The 19,087-nt window shown below is 68.8% G+C and carries 20 protein-coding genes; 5 read left to right on the top strand and 15 right to left on the bottom strand.

Annotation, left to right across the window (positions count from 1 at the left end; translation table 11 throughout):
- The first annotated feature begins 5 nt into the window (after nt 1–5).
- Genes surE through AVJ23_RS06350 form a run of 3 tightly spaced genes read left to right on the top strand, consistent with a single transcriptional unit; the run spans nt 6 to nt 2,696 of the window.
- Nucleotides 6–791 carry a 5'/3'-nucleotidase SurE gene (surE, locus tag AVJ23_RS06360; RefSeq protein ID WP_058861330.1) on the top strand — a complete coding sequence of 262 codons (786 nt, stop codon included), beginning with the start codon at nt 6–8 and terminating at the stop codon, nt 789–791.
- Nucleotides 788–1,429: a protein-L-isoaspartate(D-aspartate) O-methyltransferase gene (locus tag AVJ23_RS06355; protein ID WP_058861329.1), complete on the top strand. Its 642-nt coding sequence runs from the start codon at nt 788–790 to the stop codon at nt 1,427–1,429. The genes surE and AVJ23_RS06355 overlap by 4 nt, the downstream gene beginning before the upstream one ends.
- A 58-nt stretch (nt 1,430–1,487) precedes the next feature.
- The gene (locus tag AVJ23_RS06350) at nt 1,488–2,696 is read left to right on the top strand and encodes a LysM peptidoglycan-binding domain-containing M23 family metallopeptidase (RefSeq protein ID WP_058861328.1); all 1,209 of its coding nucleotides are present in this window, start codon (nt 1,488–1,490) and stop codon (nt 2,694–2,696) included.
- Nucleotides 2,697–2,773: 77 nt separating this feature from the next.
- On the opposite strand, the gene AVJ23_RS06345 is transcribed toward AVJ23_RS06350, so the two are convergent.
- From AVJ23_RS06345 to AVJ23_RS06330, 4 genes are read right to left on the bottom strand one after another with little or no spacing between them, the layout of a single operon-like run.
- Nucleotides 2,774–3,631 (bottom strand): ATP-binding protein, encoded by an 858-nt coding sequence (locus AVJ23_RS06345; RefSeq protein WP_058861327.1) that lies wholly within the window; start codon nt 3,629–3,631, stop codon nt 2,774–2,776.
- Nucleotides 3,631–4,557: a twin-arginine translocase subunit TatC gene (gene tatC / locus AVJ23_RS06340; protein ID WP_058861326.1), complete on the bottom strand. Its 927-nt coding sequence runs from the start codon at nt 4,555–4,557 to the stop codon at nt 3,631–3,633. Before tatC ends, AVJ23_RS06345 begins: the two co-directional genes overlap by 1 nt.
- Complete coding sequence (gene tatB, locus AVJ23_RS06335; RefSeq protein ID WP_058861325.1) at nt 4,554–5,060, bottom strand: Sec-independent protein translocase protein TatB; 507 nt, start codon at nt 5,058–5,060, stop codon at nt 4,554–4,556. Before tatB ends, tatC begins: the two co-directional genes overlap by 4 nt.
- Nucleotides 5,061–5,063: 3 nt before the next feature.
- A complete protein-coding gene (locus AVJ23_RS06330; protein ID WP_058861324.1) occupies nt 5,064–5,312 on the bottom strand; it encodes a twin-arginine translocase TatA/TatE family subunit in 249 nt (82 codons plus the stop codon).
- A 232-nt stretch (nt 5,313–5,544) separates the two neighbouring features.
- Here AVJ23_RS06330 and AVJ23_RS06325 point away from each other — a divergent pair, with 232 nt between their 5' ends.
- Entirely contained in the window at nt 5,545–6,210 is a 666-nt protein-coding gene (locus AVJ23_RS06325; protein WP_058861323.1) for a helix-turn-helix transcriptional regulator, read from the top strand.
- A gap of 70 nt (nt 6,211–6,280) precedes the next feature.
- On the opposite strand, the gene AVJ23_RS06320 is transcribed toward AVJ23_RS06325, so the two are convergent.
- From AVJ23_RS06320 to dksA, 9 genes are all read right to left on the bottom strand, one after another.
- Nucleotides 6,281–6,646: a hypothetical protein gene (locus AVJ23_RS06320; RefSeq protein ID WP_058861322.1), complete on the bottom strand. Its 366-nt coding sequence runs from the start codon at nt 6,644–6,646 to the stop codon at nt 6,281–6,283.
- A 255-nt stretch (nt 6,647–6,901) separates the two neighbouring features.
- The gene (locus AVJ23_RS06315) at nt 6,902–7,795 is read right to left on the bottom strand and encodes a fructose bisphosphate aldolase (RefSeq protein ID WP_058861321.1); all 894 of its coding nucleotides are present in this window, start codon (nt 7,793–7,795) and stop codon (nt 6,902–6,904) included.
- A 186-nt stretch (nt 7,796–7,981) separates the two neighbouring features.
- Nucleotides 7,982–9,328, bottom strand: a complete 1,347-nt coding sequence (locus AVJ23_RS06310) for a cytochrome P450 (protein ID WP_058861320.1) — start codon at nt 9,326–9,328, stop codon at nt 7,982–7,984.
- The gene (locus tag AVJ23_RS06305) at nt 9,325–10,587 is read right to left on the bottom strand and encodes a hypothetical protein (protein WP_058861319.1); all 1,263 of its coding nucleotides are present in this window, start codon (nt 10,585–10,587) and stop codon (nt 9,325–9,327) included. The genes AVJ23_RS06310 and AVJ23_RS06305 overlap by 4 nt, the downstream gene beginning before the upstream one ends.
- A 352-nt stretch (nt 10,588–10,939) precedes the next feature.
- Nucleotides 10,940–11,686: a cytochrome c biogenesis CcdA family protein gene (locus AVJ23_RS06300; RefSeq protein WP_058861318.1), complete on the bottom strand. Its 747-nt coding sequence runs from the start codon at nt 11,684–11,686 to the stop codon at nt 10,940–10,942.
- 109 nt (nt 11,687–11,795) lie between these two features.
- A complete protein-coding gene (locus AVJ23_RS06295) occupies nt 11,796–12,788 on the bottom strand; it encodes a molybdopterin-binding protein (RefSeq protein WP_058861317.1) in 993 nt (330 codons plus the stop codon).
- Nucleotides 12,785–13,753, bottom strand: coding sequence for an XdhC family protein (locus tag AVJ23_RS06290; protein ID WP_058861316.1), 969 nt, complete (start codon nt 13,751–13,753; stop codon nt 12,785–12,787). Before AVJ23_RS06290 ends, AVJ23_RS06295 begins: the two co-directional genes overlap by 4 nt.
- Before the next feature lie 61 nt (nt 13,754–13,814).
- Nucleotides 13,815–14,990, bottom strand: coding sequence for an FAD-dependent monooxygenase (locus tag AVJ23_RS06285; RefSeq protein ID WP_058861315.1), 1,176 nt, complete (start codon nt 14,988–14,990; stop codon nt 13,815–13,817).
- Between the two features lie 68 nt (nt 14,991–15,058).
- A complete protein-coding gene (dksA, locus tag AVJ23_RS06280) occupies nt 15,059–15,481 on the bottom strand; it encodes an RNA polymerase-binding protein DksA (RefSeq protein ID WP_058861314.1) in 423 nt (140 codons plus the stop codon).
- Nucleotides 15,482–15,772: 291 nt separating this feature from the next.
- On the opposite strand from dksA, the gene AVJ23_RS06275 reads away from it, so the two are divergent.
- Nucleotides 15,773–16,612, top strand: a complete 840-nt coding sequence (locus tag AVJ23_RS06275) for an AAA family ATPase (RefSeq protein WP_058861313.1) — start codon at nt 15,773–15,775, stop codon at nt 16,610–16,612.
- A gap of 18 nt (nt 16,613–16,630) precedes the next feature.
- Here the strand turns inward: AVJ23_RS06275 and AVJ23_RS06270 are convergent, their stop codons facing one another.
- Complete coding sequence (locus tag AVJ23_RS06270) at nt 16,631–17,620, bottom strand: C45 family autoproteolytic acyltransferase/hydrolase (protein WP_205626834.1); 990 nt, start codon at nt 17,618–17,620, stop codon at nt 16,631–16,633.
- 3 nt (nt 17,621–17,623) lie between these two features.
- The gene (locus tag AVJ23_RS06265) at nt 17,624–19,075 is read right to left on the bottom strand and encodes a biotin carboxylase (protein WP_058861312.1); all 1,452 of its coding nucleotides are present in this window, start codon (nt 19,073–19,075) and stop codon (nt 17,624–17,626) included.
- Nucleotides 19,076–19,087: the final 12 nt, after the last annotated feature.

Below are 19,087 nucleotides of genomic sequence, written 5' to 3'. Positions count from 1 at the left end.
CTGACATGCGCATTCTCATCACCAATGACGACGGCATCAACGCGCCGGGACTGGCCGCGCTGGAGCGGATCGCCCATGAGCTGGCCGGGCCCGAGGGCGAGGTCTGGACCGTGGCCCCCGCCTTCGAGCAATCGGGCGTGGCGCATTGCATCTCCTACACCCATCCCACGATGATCGCGCAGATGGGCGAGCGCCGCTTTGCCGCCGAGGGCAGCCCGGCGGATTGCGTGCTGGCGGGCCTGCACGACGTGCTGCGCGACAGCCCGCCGGACTTGGTCCTGTCGGGGGTGAACCGGGGCAACAACTCGGCCGAGAACGCGCTCTATTCCGGCACGCTGGGCGGTGCGCTGGAGGGCGCGCTGCAGGGGCTGCTGTCCATCGCCCTGTCGCAATACCTGGGCCCCGACACGCGGGACCTTGAAAACCCGTTCGAGGCGGCCGAGGCGCATGGCGCCGAGGTGCTGCGCCGCATCATCGCCGCCGATCCCGGCGCGGGCGACGGCTACCGGCTGTTCTACAACGTCAACTTCCCCCCCGTCCCCGCGAGCCACGTGGCCGGCACGCGCGTCGTGCCGCAGGGCATCCGGCAGGGCACGCGCTTTGCCGTCGAGCCGCACCTGTCGCCTTCGGGGCGGCGCTTTCTCTGGGTGCGGGGCGGCGACCAGCGCGCGGCCGCCAGCGCCGGTTCGGACGCGGATGTGAACCTGCAAGGCTATGTCAGCGTCACCCCGATGCGCGCCGACCTGACCGCCCATGACGCGCTGGCCGCGCTGGGAGACGCCTTTTCATGAGCTTCGACGCCGAAGCCAAGATGCAGTTCCTCTTCGCCCTGCGCTCGAAGGGCGTGACCGACAAGGCGATCCTGTCGACGATGGAGAAGATCGACCGCGGCGCCTTCATCCAGGGCTATTTCCGCGATCGCGCCTACGAGGACATGCCTCTGCCCATCGCCTGCGGGCAGACCATCTCGCAGCCCTCGGTGGTGGCGCTGATGACGCAGGCGCTGCGCGTGGGGCCGCGCGACAAGGTGCTCGAGGTCGGCACGGGCTCGGGCTACCAGGCCGCGATCCTCAGCCTTCTGGCACGGCGGGTCTACACGGTGGACCGGCACCGCCGGCTGGTGATCGCCGCGCGCGAGGTGTTCGACCGGCTGGGGCTGGCGAACATCACCGTGTTCACCGCCGACGGCTCCTTCGGGCTGCCCGACCAGGCGCCCTTCGACCGCATACTCGTGACCGCCGCAGCCGAGGATCCGCCCGGCCCGCTCTTGGCCCAGTTGAAGATCGGCGGTATCATGGTGGTGCCCGTGGGCCAGTCCGACGCGGTGCAGCGGTTGATCCGCGTCACCCGGACGGAAAGCGGGTTCGAGTATGACGAGCTCAGGCCGGTGCGCTTCGTGCCGCTGGTCGAGGGTCTGGGCAAGGATTGACCCGGCCCGCAACCAAGGACGTCCCGGCCAACAAGGGGCGCGAATTGAGGACGATGCGATGACAGCAGCCCCCCGTACGGCTACGGCCCTTGCCCTTGTCCTGACGCTCGGCGCCTGTGCCGACGGTCTGGACCTCGACCTGCGCGGCAAGATCGGCAGCCGGTTCGACACGTCCGATGCCGCCCGGCAGGCGGTGGCCGACCGGCCCGACCCCGATGACCGCGGCATCATCTCATATCCGAACTACCAGGTGGCGGTGGCACGGCGCGGCGATACCGTGACCTCGCTGGCCAACCGGATCGGGCTCAGCCCGGGCGAGCTGGCCCGCTACAACGGCGTGCAGGTGGACGACCCGCTGCGGCGCGGCGAGATCATCGCCCTGCCCCGCCGCGTGGCCGAGCCCTCGCCCGCGACCGGCGCCCCCACCACCGGCCCGATCCGCCCTGCGGCCGAGGTCGACGTGGCCACGCTGGCCGGCAATGCGCTGGACAACGCGCCCGACACCTCGCAGCGCCGCAGCGCGTCGCAGCCGCAGCCGCAGACGGGCGAGGAACCGGTGCGCCACCAGGTGACCCGGGGCGAGACCGCCTTCACCATCGCGCGGCTCTACGGCGTGACGCCGCGCTCGCTGGCGCAGTGGAACGGGCTGGACAGCGACTATACCCTGCGCGAGGGGCAGTTCCTGCTGATCCCCGTGGTGCAGGACAGCGGCGAGAGCGCGACCGAGGCGGTGACCGATCCCGGCGACGGCTCGCCCACGCCGCCGCCGCCCTCGGCCTCGCGCCCGCTGCCGCAGGAGACGCCGCCCGCCGCCAACACGCCCGCCCCGAGCGCGCAGGACCAGGCCACCGCGCCCGAGCCGGACCCAGAGGAGCCCGTTGCCGATATCGGGCAAGAGGCGGCCGAGCCCGCCCGCGACGCGGCCATGATCAAGCCCGTCGAGGGCGCGATCATCCGCGACTATGCCAAGGGCCGGAACGAGGGGATCGACATCTCGGCCCCCGCGGGCACGCCGGTCAAGGCCGCGGCCTCGGGCAGCGTCGCCTCGGTCAGCACCACGGCCGAGGGGGTCAAGTTCCTGCTGATCCGCCATCCGGGCGACCTGATCACCGTCTACACCCATCTCGACAACATCACCGTCGAGAAGGGCGACGCGGTCAGCCGCGGCCAGACCCTGGGCAAGGTGCGCCCGGGCGATCCCAGCTTCCTGCATTTCGAGGTGCGCCAGGGCTTCGAGAGCACCGATCCCATGGCCTACCTGCGCTGACCCGCGCGGGCATCGTCCGAAACGAAACCGCCCCGGCCATCACGGTCCGGGGCGGTTTCGTTTCGCCAAAGCGGCGCTCAGCCGAGGGCCACACCCTTGCGCCCGGCGAGGTCGGTGAAGAACTGCCACGCCACACGCCCCGAGCGGGCGCCGCGCGTGGCCTGCCATTCCACCGCCTCGGCGCGCAGTTCCTCCTCGGCGATCTCGACCCCGTAGGCCGCGCAATAGCCGCGGATCATTTCCAGGTACTCGTCCTGCGAACAGGGGTGGAAACCCAGCCAGAGCCCGAAGCGATCCGACAGCGAGACCTTCTCCTCGACCGACTCGGACGGGTTGATCGCGGTCGACCGCTCATTCTCGATCATGTCGCGCGGCATCAGGTGGCGCCGGTTCGAGGTGGCGTAGAAGACCACGTTGTCCGGCCGCCCCTCGACCCCGCCATCCAGCACGGCCTTGAGGCTCTTGTAGTGCTGGTCGTCATGGGAAAAGGACAGGTCATCGCAGAACAGCACGAAACGGTATGGCGCGTCGCGCAGAAGCCCCAGCAGACGCCCGACCGAGGGCAGGTCCTCGCGCTGGAGCTCGACCAGTTTCAGATCATGGCCCTCGTCGCGCACGGCGGCATGCACCGCCTTGACCACGCTCGACTTGCCCATGCCCCGCGCGCCCCAGAGCAGCGCGTTGTTGGCCGGCAGGCCGCGGGCGAATTGCAGAGTGTTGGCCAGCAGCGTGTCACGCGACCGCTCGATCCCCAGAAGCAGGTCCAGCGCGACGCGGTTGACCTGCGGCACCGGCACCAGCCGGTCGGGCGCCACGTGCCAGACAAAGGCCTCGGCCGCGGCGAAATCCGGCGCCTCCAGCGGCGCCGGGGCCAGTCTTTCCAAGGCCGCCGCGATCCGGTCGAGCGCGGCGGTCTCTGCCTGATCCTTGGGCATCACTTGTCCTCGTCCTCGTCGAACTCGGCCATCATCGGGTCGTCATCCTCCTCGAACCACAGGCCCTGTTCGCGCAGCTCCTTCTCGCGCTTCTTCTCGACGCGTCCGACAAGGAAGATCGAGATCTCGTAGAGCCCGTAGACGACGGTGAACAGGATGACCTGCGTGATGATGTCGGGGGGCGTGACCAGCGCGGCCAGCACGAGGATGGCGACCACGGCATATTTGCGTACCGCGCCCAGCCCCGCGGCCGACACGAGCCCCGCCTTGCCCATCAGCGTCAGCAGAACCGGCAGCTGGAAACACAGGCCGAACGCCATGATGAAGACCAGCGTGATGTGCAGGCTCTCGTTGACCTTGCCGAAGAAGGTGATCTTGACGCCCTCGTCGGTCTCGGGAACGACGAGCCCCGGCTCGGCCGGCACGCCCTCGACCGCGCTCGCCAGCAGGTTGGCGAAGATCGAGCTGACATCGGCAAAGCCCAGGAAGAAGCTCATGGCCAGCGGCGTGACCACGAAATGCGCAAAGCTCGCCCCCAGCAGGAACATCACCGGCGAGGCGATCAGGAAGGGCAGGAAGGCGGATTTCTCGTTCCGGTAGAGCCCCGGCGCCACGAAGCGCCACATCTGGTGGCCGATCACCGGAAAGGCCAGCGCGAAGCCGAACACCATCGAGATGCGGAACAGCGTGAACAGGTATTCCTGCGGGCTGGTATATTGCAGCGTGGGCGACGGGTCCCCCAGATCCCGCAGCGTCGCCTCGATCGGGGTCAGCAGGAATTGCAGGATCGGCTCGGCCACGACAAAGGCGAGGATCACCCCCACCATCAGCGCGATCACCGAGCGGATCAGCCGCGTGCGCAATTCGGCCAGGTGCTCGATCAGCGGGGCCGAGCTGTCCTCGATCTCGTCATCGGTCGCGCTCATGCATCGCCCTCTTTGCCCTTGGTCGCGGTGGTTTCGGCCGCGCCCGTTTCAGTCGCCGCAGGCTCGGCCTCGGCCTCGCGGGCCAGCTCCGCCTCCAGCTTCTCGGCGCGGCGCGCGGCCTCCTCGGCTTCGCGCTTCTTTCGCTCGGCCGCGGCGCGCGCGGCATTGGCCTCGATCTTGCGCTTGGCCTCGGCGCGCTCCTTGGACAGCTTGCCGGTCTCGCTGTCCGGATCCAGGCTGGTCATGGATTTCGCGGCATCCTTGACGCCGTCCATCGCGCTGCCCACCGGGTTGGTCGCGGACTTGAAGGTCTTGGCCACGTCCCGCACGCCGCTTTCATCGGCGGCATCGTTCATGGCGCGGCTGAACTCGCGCGCCATGCCGCGGGCCTTGCCCATGAAACGGCCGACATTGCGGAACAGCACCGGCAGATCCTTGGGGCCAACCACTATCAGCGCCACGATCCCGATGATCAGAAGCTCGCTCCAGCCCAGGTCGAACATGGATTACGCCTTGTCCTTCCCGTCGCGCTCCGCCTCGCTGCGCGCGGTGTCGCTGTCGGGCGTGATGTCGCGGGCCTCGTCGGCCTTCTGGTCCTCGAGCTCCTGCCCGCCCTCGCTGACACCTTTCTTGAAGGCCGTGATGCCCTTGCCGACCTCGCCCATCAGGCTCGAGATCTTGCCGCGGCCGAACAGGACCAGCACGACGACGGCGATCAGCAGAAGGCCCGGAAGGCCGATATTCCCAAGTCCCATGACGTTCTCCTCTCAGGCCGGGGCGCGGCGCCGCCGGCGATACATGCCACAGCGCCCGTGTAAAGCCATCGCGACGGTGTGGAAAGCGGCAAAGCGCCCGCCGTCCGGAGCGCGTGTGTCATGAGCTTGTCAGTTGTCAGGATTATGGCAGTATGGGTCCCGCTGGGCGCAAAAGTTTTCCGAAAACTTTTGCAAATTTCGTTCACGAAATTTGGACGGCACGGGGGCGGAGATGCAGAGAAAGGACCGGCTCTACGCGCTGATGCAGCGGCTGCGCGACGGCAGGCTGCACACGGCCGAGGCCATGGCGCAGGACCTCGGCGTCTCGGTGCGCACGATCTATCGCGACATGGAAACGCTGGCTGCCTCGGGTGTGCCGGTCGAGGGCGCACGCGGCTATGGCTATACCGCGCAGGCCGCCGTCACGCTGCCACCGCTGAACCTGACGCAGGCCGAGCTGGAGGCGCTGCACCTCGCCCTTGCCGCACTGGGGGCGAGCGCCATGGGCGAGGTGGCCGAGGCAGCGCAGAGCCTCTCGGCCAAGATCGACGCGGTGCTGCCCGAGGATGCCGGCGCGGTCCCCGCCCGGTTCGGCTTTGCCACCGATGCCTTCTCGGAGGCGGCGCGCGGCTTCGTGCACATGCCGGCCATCCGCGCGGCCATCCGCTCGCATCAGAAGCTGCGGGTGGGTCTTGGGGAGCGCAGCCACGAGATCCGCCCGCTGCATCTGGATTACTGGGGGCGTATCTGGTCCTGCGTGGCCTGGAGCGAGACAGAGGGCGATTTCCTGAGCTTCCGGATCGACCGGATCACCCATCTCTCTCCTCTGCCCGGCCTGTTCGTCGACGAGCCGGGCAAGACCCTGGCCGATTACCGGGCCCGCAGCAGTCGGGGATGACCGGCGCAGGCCGTTGCATGGACGCGCGCGGGGGCGGGACGGGCCCTCGCGCGCGCCGGACAGGCTGGGCTCAGTACTTGTAGCTCGTATTGCCCTGCCGGACCTCCTGGTAGCCGCTGACGATGCAGGACCACGGCGCGTTGCTGTCGCCGCCAGTGCGGATGATCTCGCGCGAGAGGGTCGAGAACTGCTGCGACGGCGCCTGGTAGGATTTCTCGAAACATTCCATGTGGCCGATATAGGCCGTGTTCCAGTCGGCATAGCCGTAAGAGTCCTGCGCCGCCTTCTGCCACGTGTCGACGGTGACCAGCTTGGCGTGCTGCTGGGTGTGGCCATAGCCGAGCGCAGTGATCTTGTCGCCCTGCGTGGCCATGGCGGCCGAGGCGCCGGCGATCAGGGCAAGGGCGGTGAGGGCGGTCTTGGCAAAACGGGTCATCTCTGTGTCCTTTGGGTCAAACGTTTCCATGCAAGCCCAGGATGGAGGGCCGTTCTGGGCGTCCCTGTCCCGGGCTTCGAAACTGGGACGTGGCCGGATCCGGTGTCCTTGGCGGGGCGCGCGAAAAAATCGCTCTGCTCCACTTAACCCGCTGTCGAAAAGGGATTCTTTTTCCAAGATCGGCACCCCGCGCGCATAAAAAAACCCCCGGCCCTTGCGGGACCGGGGGCTCGGATCGCGGCGGGCCCGGGCGTGTCAGGCCGAGGCGCGGTAGATCTTGTCGATATTGGAGCCGAGCGCCGCGTTGAACTCGGAATCCGAGAGCTGCTTGGTCAGCCCTTCGGCCAGCGCGCGGCTGAACGAGGCGATCATCTTGCCCTGCCGCGCCAGTCGCTCGCAGGCCTCGTCGGTGGAATAGCCGCCCGACAGCGCCACGACGCGGATCACGCGCGGATGGTCGGCCAGCGCGTCATAAAGGTTGTCCTCGGTCGGGATGGTCAGCTTGAGCATGATCTCCTGCCCGGCCTCCAGCGTGTCCAGATGGGTCAGGATCTCGCGCTTGAGGATGGCCTCGGCCTCGGCTTTGTCGGGCGCGTTGATGTCCACCTCGGGTTCCAGGATCGGCACCAGACCGGCCTCCAGCACTTCGCGGCCCAGCTCGAACTGCTGCGCGACGATCGCCTTGATGCCGGTCTCGTCGGCCGAATGGATGACCGAACGTTCCTTGGTGCCGAAGATGCCGAAGCCCTTGGCATCGGCCAGCGTCTCGGACAGGCCCGGGATCGGCTTCATCAGCTGCACGCCGTTTTCCTTGTCCATCAGCCCCTTGTCGATCTTCAGGAAGGGCACGATGCCGCGGTCCTGCCACAGCACCTGCGCCACCGGCGTGCCGTCGATCGTGCCGCGCATGGTGCGCTCGAACAGGATCGCGCCGATCACCTTGTCGCTGGTGAAATCGGGCGCGGTGATGATCCGCGACCGCATGGCGTGGATCTCGTCGAACATGGCCTCTTCGCCATCATACATGTCCTCGGTCACCCCGTAGAGGCGCAGCGCCTTGGGGGTGGAGCCGCCGGACTGGTCCAGCGCGGCAATGAAGCCCTGCCCGCTGGCCATCTGCTCGGCCATCTTCTCGAAATCGGTCGCCATGTCGTGCCCTCGTCTTTCCACGCGATGTTTGAGGTCGTCTTACAGCGGAACGTCGGGCCGATATAGTGGGGCATGCGACTGTTATCGCTAAACCTTCACGCGGCCCGATGTGGCAGAGGCGAGATGGGTCGGCGCAGCCCGCGGCGGCGGAGCTCCCGGTCCTTCCGGCGGGCGAATCGCGCGCGGTCAGCGGGGCGTGACCTGCAGCCAGATCCCGTCGCGGGCGCGCACGGTCAGGTGTGCCTCGGGCACGGGCGTGCGCCCGTCGACCGGCGTCACGCGCAAGTCGCGCAGCAGCAGGGCCAGGAGCAGCACGCCCTCGACCATGGCAAAGCCCGCCCCGGTGCAGACCCGCGCCCCGGCCGAGAACGGCATGTAGGCCTCGCGCGCGCAACTGCGGCCGTTCTCGGTCTGCCAGCGCGCCGGGTCGAAGGCGTCGGGCCACTCCCACAGCCGTTCATGGCGGTGCAGGTGCCACGGGCTGAGCACGATCTGCGACCCCTTGCGCAGGGTCCGGTCGCGGAAGCGCTCGTCCTGCGTGGCCTCGCGCACCATCATGGGCACCGGCGGGTAGAGGCGCAACGCCTCGCGGAAAACGTCACGCGTGACCTTCAGCCGCGAGATCTCGGAGAACTCACCGGTCAGCCCCTGCGCCTCTTCTGCGACCCGGTCCTGCCATTCAGGATGGCACGCCAGCAGGTAGAGCGCCCAGGCCAGGGCCGAGGCACTGGTCTCGTGGCCGGCAAGGAAGAAGATCGCCACCTGGTCGACCATCTCGGCCGCATCGAAGGTCTCGCCCGTCTCGGGGTCACGGGTGGTCATGATCTTGGTGGCCAGGTCATCCGGGGCGTCCCCGCGCGCGATGGCATCGCGCCGCGCCTCGGTCAGCCGCGTGATCAGCGCGCGGATGCGGGCCGCCGCAGCGCGCGTGTCGCGGCGGAAGAAGCGCGGCATCCAGCGCGGCACCGGCACGAAGGCGGCCAGGTTCAGGATCGGCTGGGTGCGCTGATAGGCGCGGAACTCGTGGAACACGTCCTGCGCGATCTCGTCCTCGATGGGGATCGAGAAGAGCGTGCGGAAGATCACGTCGGCCGCGGCGTGGCTGGTTTGCGCCTCGATCTCGACCGTGCCGCCGGCATGGGCCGCCAGCCGGTCGCGCGCGGCGCAGGCGGCTTCCCACATGGCGGGATAGGTCTCGCGCAGGCGCCCGCCCTCGAAGGCGGGGTCGATGATGCGGCGCTGGCGCTGCCACTGCGCGCCATTGGTCAGGAAGACGGAGTCGCCCAGCAGCGGGCGCAGCCCCTCGCCGATCCGGTCGGATTTCGGAAAATCCATGGGCCGCGCCTTGAGCACCTCGGTCACCAGCGCCGGCTGGTTTACCAGGTAGGAGCGGAAGAAGGGCGTGCGGAACTCGGCCATCCAGGCGCGGTAGAGCCGCGCCGGCTGGGCCGAGAGAATGTCCTGCCGGAAGAGCCTCAGATAGCGCCAGAGCGACACGCGGTCGGGGCGCGCCGCGGGCTTGGGTGGGGTCATGCCGCGATGCTCGTGTATTTCGACACCGCGCGGTCGATGCGGCTGGCCGAGGGCGGGCGCCCGGCATAGCGCGCCGACAGGCTGACCGGCCCGGCGGTGATCTGGAAGTAGTCGTAGTCGCGCGGCCGGTCGAAGGCGCAGAGATACTGGAAATGCAGCCGGAAGAAGCGCCAGCGCAGCGCCTTCCAGCGCTCGGGGCTCAGCGACCGGGTGAAGGCGGCCGAGAAGACCAGCGGCCAGCGCTTGTCCGGTGGCGCAACGCCCGAGACACTGACCGGGTCGCAAAGCGCGAAGGCACAGCCATCGCCCGGCGCGGTGACATCGACCCAGGTCAGCTCGTCACGCGCGCTGAGATAGCCCAGATCGGCCCGCAGCCGGTGCGCATCGCGCAGGAACGAGACCATGGGCACCACCTGGCCAAGGCTCAGGAAGGCCAGTTTCGGCCCGTTGGCCGGCACGCGCCCGGCGCGCACGAGATCGGCCAGGATCGAGACCGCCAGATGCGCGCCCGAGGAATGACCCACCACCAGAACCTCGTCGGCATCGCTGGTCAGCGCGGCCGCGATGACCTCTCCGAACGCGGCCATGCGCGCCTCGAGCTCGGGCGGGTTGGCGCCGCGATAGCGCGCCGAATAGGCATAGTCATGCATCAGGTAATAGGCAAAAAGCTTGCCATCCTTCTTCTGGAACCAGCGCAGCACGGCCAGCGTGACGCACCCCCAGGCCAGCACGCCCAGGGCCGCCGCGCCCCAGCCCAGCCAGGGCTGCGCCAACCCCGCCAGAGCGAAGACCGCCCCGCCAAGCGCCAGCGCGATGGCAAGCTGCACCAGCAGCATCCCGATCGGGTAGAGCGCCGCGATGACCGGCCCCTTGCGCAGTTTCATCAGCCGCCAGAGCGCGCCCGTGGCGATGTATTCCCAGGCGGTCCGTATGAGCTGGCCATAGGTGGCGGGGATCGAGCCGGACATGCTGTCGCGCACGATGTCGGACCAGACCAGCACCTCGATATCGGCACGCGTCTCGGCCCCGTCGATGCGGCTTTCGACCTGCCAGCCATAAAGCCCGCCGGTTCGCTTGGGTTTCAGCCCGATCTCATAGCCCGAGATGTCCGCCTGGGCCGCGCCCTCCTTGCGGTAGAGCTCGCGGTAGCGGCGCGGATGGATCGGGTCGTAACCCGGGATGTAGAAGACCCGCCGCGTGCGGACATCGCGCTGCGCGGTCGGGTCCTGGATCTGGTCGGCGGGTTTCTCGGGGGCCATGCGCAACACCTCGTTTTGCCCCAGCCTACACGGTCTTTCCGGCAAGACTATGGCGGGTTTGGGGGCGTGGTGCGGGATGGCCCGGCCGGGGCGCGGTTGGTTCGGGCGGAATGAGTATTTTTGGAAAGATGAAAGGTTTGGGTTGGACTATGCGGCTGCGACGGGGGGGCACCTGCCCTGCGGGGCCGCGCGTGGCGCTGGGGGATCGAGTATTTTGGGAAAGATGAAAGGTGGGGCTTGACTTAGGATCGGTCGCGCGGTGGCTTGGATGCCGGAGGTGTGAACGCGCCGAACGTGGCCGAGGCCGCGTTGGAGCAGCCTGCGGCACCTTTTCTGCAAGAACGTTGGCGGGTCAGCCGAGGCGGCCGAGCACCGGGAAGGTCTCGAGCAGCCAGAAGGCCATGGCCGAGAAACCGCCCGTCAGCATCAGCAGGCCGATGGTCCAGAGCAGCAGGCCCATGGCGCGCTCGATCCGTTCCATGTGGCGTTTCATCCAGCCCATCACGCCGCCCAGCCGCGGCAGGTAGAGCGCCACCAGCAGGAAGGGCACGCCCAGCCCCAGCGCGTAGACCGCCAGCAGGGTCGTGCCCTTGGCCACGTTGGCCTCGGAGGCGGCGAGCGACAGGATCGCGCCCAGCTGCGGGCCGATGCAGGGGGTCCAGCCGAAGGCGAAGGCCAGCCCCAGCACGTAGGCGCCGAAGGCTGATCCGCCGCGATCACCCGCGTCGAGCCGGGCCTCGCGGTCGAGGAAGCCGATCCGGTAGACGCCGACGAAATGCGCCCCGAAAACCATCACGATCAGCCCGGCGGCCGTGTTGAACCAGCCCTGGTATTGCAGGAAGATCTGCCCGATCATCGAGGCGGTGAAGCCGAGGAAAACGAAGACCGTCGACAGGCCCAGCACGAAGAACAGCGCCGAGGTCACCGCGCGGCCCTGCCCCTTCTCGTTCAGGTCCTGCATCGACACCCCGCTCATGTAGGCGAGATAGGGCGGCACCACGGGGAGCACGCAGGGGCTGAGAAACGAGATGATCCCCGCCAGCAGCGCCACGAACATGGCCGGCAGGAGCGATGCGTCGATGATTTCGATTCCGAACATGGGGAGGAGATACGCGCAAACCGGGGCCGCGTCACCGGCACGTGCTGTCACATCCCCGTGGCGCGGCTGAAACATCGCGCGTGAGGCCGGCTGCGCGCGGCGGGGGGGCTCAGGCCTCGCGCAGGCGGCCGCGCACCGGGATCTCCTTGAGCAGCCCGCCCACGCCCATGGCGGCGATGTCGGAGGGCGTGACCTCGACCCCGCAGAGCAACCGCTCCATCACCCAGTCGGCGCCGTTCAGCGCGGGCGAGCGGGCGCAGCCCGGCAGGCCGATCACCGGCCGGCCGTCCAGCGCGCCAAAGAAGAGCAGGTTGCCGGGGTCCACCGGCATGCCGAAATGGGTGACCGTGCCGCCGGCGGCGCGCAGCGCCTCGGGGGCCACGTCATGCAGATCGGAGGTGGCCGAGCCGGTCAGGATCAGGATCGCCTGCGCCGTGCTGGCGCGCAGCGCGGCCTCGAGCGGGTCCTGCGCGTGGGGGACGACTTGGATCGGGCCCAGCTCCACACCCAGCCGGTCGAGCCGGGCACGGGTGACGCGGTCGCCCTTCTCGCCGGTCTCGCCCGCCTCCACCGCGGTCTGGATCAGGTCGGCACTGGCGCAGGTCACCGGCCGCAGGCGCAGCGCGCCCTGCCCGGCCAGGCAGGCGGCCTCGAGCGCGGCTTCGGGCACGGCGTAGGAGATGATCTTGACCGTCGCCACCATGCCCCGCGCCGCCATCCGGGCGAAGGGCGGCACGGTGGCCACGGTGATCATCGGGTGCAGCGCGTTCAGCGCGTGGATGCGCTCGGCCAGCACCTCGGCCACACCGGGGGCGGTGGCGAAGATGTTCACGCGGCCGGTCGCGGCCGTGCCGATGCGCAGGCCCGCGCGGTCGGGATCGGGCACCAGCGCGGCGGCCAGCCGGGCGGCAGCGGCATCCTCGCCCAGGTCCCCGGGATCGAGCCGCGCGACGAGCACCTCGGACAGGCCGGCGGCCTCGAGCGGGCCGAGATCGTCGGCTGTGACCACGTGGCCCTTCTTCAGCCGGCCATCGGGCAGCGCGATGGAATGGGCCAGCACCGCGCCGGTCGCCTGTTCCAGCGGGACCGGGCCGAACCTCATGCCCCCTGCCTCAGCACGCGCGTCATCTCGGCCAGGATCGACACGGCGATCTCGGCCGGGCCGGCGGCGCCGATATCCAGCCCGATGGGTCCGTGGATGCGCGCGATCTCGGCCTCGGTGAAACCCGCCTGCGTCAGGCGGTCGACCCGCTTGGCATGGGTGCGGGTGGAGCCGAGCGCACCGATATAGAAGACCCCGGCGCGCAGGCTACGCTCCAGCGCGGGATCGTCCAGCTTGGGGTCGTGGGTCAGCAGCACCAGCGCGGTGCGCCCGTCGAGCCCCAGCGCCTCCACCGCCTCATCGGGCCAGTCATGCAGGATCCGCTCGCCGGGGAAGCGCGCCTCGGAGCCGAAAGCCTCGCGCGGGTCGATCAGCACCGGGTCATAGCCCGCGATCCGCGCCATGGGCAGCAGGGCCTGCGCGATATGCACCGCCCCCACGACGACAAGGCGCAGCGGCGGGTTGTGGATCGCGACGAAGGTGCGCCCGTCCTCCTCGAAGCCCGAGCGGTCCATGCGGAAGCGCGTCTCGTACCCGTCGCGCTCCAGCCGGCAGGCGCCGCTGTCGAGATCCACCACATAGGCCACCGCCTGCCGGTCGGCGCGGGCGGTGACCAGCGCGGCCAGCACGTCCTCGGGCAGAGCTGCGCCCACCGGCTCCACCAGGATGCGGATCGTGCCGCCGCAGGCGAGACCCACGGCAAAGGCGTCCTCGTCCGAGACGCCGAATTCCAGCTCGCGCCGCTTGCCATCCTCCAGCGCCTCGAGCGCCTCGACGATCACCGCGCCCTCGACGCAGCCGCCCGAGACCGAGCCCTCGATCTCGCCCTCGCCGGAGACGGCAAGCTGGCTGCCCACGCGGCGCGGGGCCGAGCCCCAGGTCTGCGTCACGGTGGCCAGAACGGCGCCCTTGCCGCCCCTGTGCCAGTCCAGCGCCTGTTCCGGTATGCCGTCGAACCTGTCCATCTTGCCCCCCGTCCTCGTCGATGCGTGCCTGAGTCTCAAAGTGGCAGCGCGCGGGCCAAGGTTAAAGGGGCGCGGTCACGTCATGGGCATAGAGCCAGTCGAACTGGCGCAGCATGCCGCCGGGCGAGAGCCGGCCAAGCGCGCCCATGCCCAGATGCGCCACGCCGCGGACCAGCGGGTTGCGCAAGTGGTATTTCCACGCATTGCCATTGGCCGCGGCGATCACGCGCATCACGCGGTCGCGCCGCCGGGCCTGGTAGCGGGCAAGCCCCGCGTCGAGGCTCCCAGCCCCGGCCAGCGCATCGGCCAGCACCCAGGCATCCTCCAGCGCCATGTTGGCGCCCTGCGCGAGGAAGGGCAGCGTGGGATGCGCGGCATCGCCCAGAAGCGCCACGCCCGGCCCGTGCCAGGCCCGCGCCACCGGGTGACGGAAGAGGCCCCAGAGCCCGGGATCGCAGACCTGCGCCATCAGCTCGGGCACATCACCGCCGAACCCGGCGAAGGCCGCGCGCAGATGCGCGGCATCGTCGCGATGCGACCAACCCTCGGCCACCCAGTCGCGCCGTTCCTCGACAGCGACCATGTTGACCCGTTCGCCGCCGCGCAGCGGATAGGTCACGAGGTGGCGGCCCGGGCCCATGTGCACCCGCGCCTCGGCGGGGTGGCCGGTCACGTTGGGCACCGTGGCGCGCCAGGCCACCTGCCCGGTGAAGAAGGGCTCGGCCGCGCCGTTCAGCACCGGGCGCAGGACCGAGTTCAGCCCGTCCGCGCCGATCACCAGGTCGCCCTCGACCCGGTCGCCATTGCACAGCTCGACCACGGGGGGCGTGCCGGGATGCACGGTCCGAGCGCGCTGCAGCAGCCGGATCTCGACGCCCGCGACGCGGGCGGCCTCGGCCAGAAGGTCGATCAGGTCGGCGCGATGCACGAAGCGATAGCTCTGCCCCTCGGGCAGGCGGGACAGGTCCAGCCGCAGCACCTCGCGGCCGCGGCGATGGTCGCGCAGCGACACCGCCTGCCCTTCGACCGAGCGCGCGCGGAACGCAGCACCCAGCCCCAGCGCCTCGATCACCCGCAGCCCGTTCGGGCTGACCTGGATGCCGGCGCCCACTTCGCGGATCGCCTCGGCCTGTTCCAGCACCCGCACCGACAGGCCGCGTGTCCGGAGCGCCAGCGCCACGGCCAGCCCGCCGATCCCGCCACCAAGGATCACCGCCTTCTCGACCGCCATGCCCATGCCTCCCTGCCAAGAAAAACGCCGGGGCGCGGGCCCCGGCGTCTGGTTGGTCTCCTCCCGCGCGGGGCTCAGTCGTCGCGGTGGACCTTCTCGCGGCGCTCGTGGCGCTCCTGCGCCTCGAGGCTCATCGTCGCGATGGGTCGCGCGTCCAGCCGCTTGAGCGAGATCGGCTCGCCGGTCACCTCGCAATAGCCGTACTCGCCCTCCTCGATGCGGCGCAGCGCCTGCTCGATCTTCGAGACCAGCTTGCGCTGCCGGTCGCGCGTGCGCAGCTCGATCGCGCGGTCGGTCTCCTCGCTGGCGCGGTCGGTCACGTCGGGGATGTTCCGCGTGCCCTCCTGCAGCGCCTCGATCGTGTCGCGGCTGTCGGCCAGCAGGTCCGCCTTCCACGCCAGAAGCTTGCGCCGGAAGTATTCCAGCTGCCGCTCGTTCATGAAAGGTTCGTCCTCCGCCGGGCGATAGTCCTCGGGAAGAAATGTTTCAGGTTTCATATCCGCTCCCTCGTCAACGCCAATATCCGCCATACAGAATTTCCCTAGATATCTGGCACCCCTGCGGCGAGCAGTTAAACGAAAGGGGCCGCATTGTCACTAAACAATCGGTAAATGCGCGGCGTGTCACAACCCCTCCGGCGGGTGCCCGCACCCCCATGCCGTGCCGCGCGCCCGCGCCCGTTTCGCGGGCGGCTCCCCGGCGCCCCGTCCCCAGTCCCGGCCCCGCGCTTGCAATGGCCTGCCCGCGGCGATACCCGTCTTGCAACCATATGATCCCGGGGGGAGCGCATGCGCTTTGACGGCACCGACGAGTACATTTCCACCGATGACCTGACCATGGCGGTCAATGCCGCGGTAACGCTGGAACGGCCGCTTCTGGTCAAGGGCGAGCCGGGCACCGGCAAGACCGAGCTGGCCCGCCAGGTGGCCAAGTCGCTGGGCCTGCCGATGATCGAGTGGAGCGTCAAGTCGACCACCAAGGCGCAGCAGGGCCTGTACGAGTACGATGCCGTCTCGCGGCTGCGCGACAGCCAGCTGGGCGACGAACGCGTGCATGACGTGGCCAACTACATCCGCAAGGGCAAGCTGTGGCAGGCCTTCGAGGCGCCGGGCAAGGTGGTGCTGCTGATCGACGAGATCGACAAGGCCGATATCGAGTTCCCCAACGACCTGCTGCAAGAGCTCGACCGGATGGAATTCCACGTCTACGAGACCGGGCAGACCGTGCAGGCCGCCAACCGGCCGATCGTCATCATCACCTCGAACAACGAGAAGGAACTGCCCGACGCTTTCCTGCGCCGCTGCTTCTTCCATTACATCAAGTTCCCCGATCCCGACACGCTGCGCCGCATCGTCGAGGTGCATCACCCCGGCATCAAGGACGCGCTGCTGACCACCGCGCTGACCCAGTTCTACGAGCTGCGCGAGCAGCCGGGGCTGAAGAAGAAGCCCTCGACCTCGGAAGTGCTGGACTGGCTCAAGCTGCTTCTGGCCGAGGATCTGGAGGCCGAGGACCTGCGCCGCGACGGCGCCGACGCCCTGCCCCGCCTGCATGGCGCGCTGCTGAAGAACGAGCAGGACGTGCACCTGTTCGAGCGGCTGGCCTTCATGGCGCGACGCCAGCGCTAGGGCCACTGGCCCCGGCGCTCAGACCGCGCTGGGGCTGGCCTCGGGATAGACGATGGGCAGGCGGTCCTCGCCGAAGGCCGAGAAGCTCTTGGCCCAGTGATAGCCCGGCCAGTAGATCTCGACCCGCCCGGCGCGCGGGCGGTAGCTGGCGGTGTAGAGCGTGCCGAACCCCCGGTCGAAGGCCAGCGAGTAGAGCGGCGGGCGGAGGAAGGTCCGGATGAACTTGTCCTCCGGCTCGGCATGCAGGGTCAGGCGCTGCAGCAGGTAGCGCTCGCGCTCCACGGTGGCGGTCAGCCGGGCATGGCTGGTCCACTCGACCCGTTCCTGGTGATTGGTGGCCACCGGCACATGGGTGATCTGGGTCGGCCGGTCGGGCGCGAGGTAGGCGGTCACGAAGTTGCGCTGCGCATCCAGCACGGTGACGTTGTAGCTCATGTGGCAGGGCACGCGGGTCATGACCGCCGCGGCCTCCTCGGCGGTCTGGCAGGTCTGCAGGATGTAGCGCAGGATCAGCGGCACGCCGAAGCCGGTCCCGACCTCGCGCCGGCCGCCGAAAGTCAGTGACACCGCCAGCCCGTCCTCGTTCATGCCGTCCACCAGCCCGAACAGCCCGTCGGACATGCCGATCACCTGCCGCCCCTGCCAGCCGGTCTTGAGCAGCACCGCGTCGAAGGCGCGCGGGTTGTAGTCGTAGTTGCGCACCATCAGCGGCGCGTCGCCCGGCCAGATCGCCTGGCTGCAGCCCGACAGGTAGCGCGGCGGGCAGTAGAAGCTGAGAAAGCGCGCCTCGCGGTCGCCGCCGCCGGCCAGCTCCACCAGCTCTTCCCAGAGCGGCAGGATCTCGGGCATGTGCGTGCGCAAGGCGCGCAGGCATTCCAGGTAGGTCGGTCGCACGGCCACGCCTTCGCGCGCCCACCAGCCAAGGTAGGACGCACGGTATTCGGCGAAGAGCCCCGCCCATTTCGGGCCGGGCTCCTCCTCCTCGACGGCGCGGAAGACCAGACCCATGCCTTACATGATCTTGAAGGCGGGATCTTCGAAGGTCTTGGGCGCCGAGAGCGGCCGGGCCTTGTAGGCCGCCTTGATGCCGTCGATCCAGGCCTTGGACTTGTCGGTCAGCCGGAAGCCCGGGGTCATCGACCGGCCGCGGGTCACCAGGATGCCCAGATCGGCGCCCTCGTAGCGGTAATCGCCGGTGTTCGAGATGCGCAGGAAGAAGGCCTCGTTCTCGGTCTCGACCGCGCGGCGGTGATAGTCGAAGCGGTCGAAGACCACCGACCCGTCCTCCTGCATGCGGTAGATGCCCGATTGCGGCGCCTCGGTGATCACGTCGACCGAATCCTCGGTATGCTTGATGACCATCTGGCTCCACGAGTCGATCATGTCGGGATCGGCCCAGCGGGCGTTCAGCTCGTCCACGTCGAGGTTGAACGGCTTCTTCGAGAATTCCAGCAGGTGGAACAGGAAGAGCGGCGCGTCGGCATGGGCAAAGGCGGCATGGTTGGTCATGGACGAGGCGCCGGTGATGCGCGGGTTCAGCTCGCCCAGCCAGATGTCGTCGCTCTTCTTGTCGATCAGGAAATCCAGCTCGAAATAGCCGCGATAGCCTTCCTTGCGCAGCTGCTCGCCGAACTGGAAGGTCAGCTCGCGCGCCTTCTGGCGCTGCCGGGGCGAGAAGGCGGTCGAGAAGATCTCGTTGCCGCACCAGCCGCCGCGATAGGGCGTCAGCTCGTTGAAGCCGACCAGTTCGGTCATCAGCGGGCCCACGATCGTGCCCTGGTTGGTGGCGCAGGCCTCGATCGCCGAGCCGCGGCAGTTGATCCGCTTCATGATCTTGATCTCGCCCTCGCCGACGATCTCGTGCTCATGCTTGCGGAAATCGGCCTCGGACTTGATGAAGAAGGTGGTGTGCCCGCTGTCGCCGAAGGCCGATTGCAGCACCAGGTCATTGCCCAGCCCGGCCTTCTCGCAGAGCTGCTGCAGATGGGCGTAATCCTTGACCTCGGACAGCGTGTTGGGCACCGAGGGGACATTGGCCTTGTTGCCAACGCGCACCGTCTCGATCTTGTTGTCCATGGACTGGCGCAGCTTGGCCTTGGGGAACCAGACCTCGCCGCCCAGCTCCTTGACCAGCGCCTCGGTCTTCTCGTCGAACATCAGGAAAACGAATTTCGGCTTGCCGCCACGCGCCTTGACGAAATCGACCACCTCCTTGTGCTGCAGCAGGTAGTTGTTGATGTCCTCGATGGACTGGAACTCGTCATGGGGCAGCTCGGAGGGGCACAGCACGTTGGGGTGCCGGCCGTCGAAACAGTCCATGTAGCAGATATACTTGAAGTTCTTCACCCACTCGTCGAGCCCGAGCAGGTTGAAATTGGTCGCCGAGACGAAATAGATCGGGTCCTTGTTGGTATGGAAGTACCGGCGGATCTCCGAGATGTTCTTGAGCGTCTTCTTGGGCATAGTCTTGTCCCT

It is taken from the genome of Pseudoponticoccus marisrubri (genome assembly GCF_001482405.1).
In the GTDB taxonomy this organism is placed as follows: domain Bacteria; phylum Pseudomonadota; class Alphaproteobacteria; order Rhodobacterales; family Rhodobacteraceae; genus Pseudoponticoccus; species Pseudoponticoccus marisrubri.
Note: the sequence above shows the minus strand (reverse complement) of the source record. Positions and strands in the feature narration are given on the sequence as shown.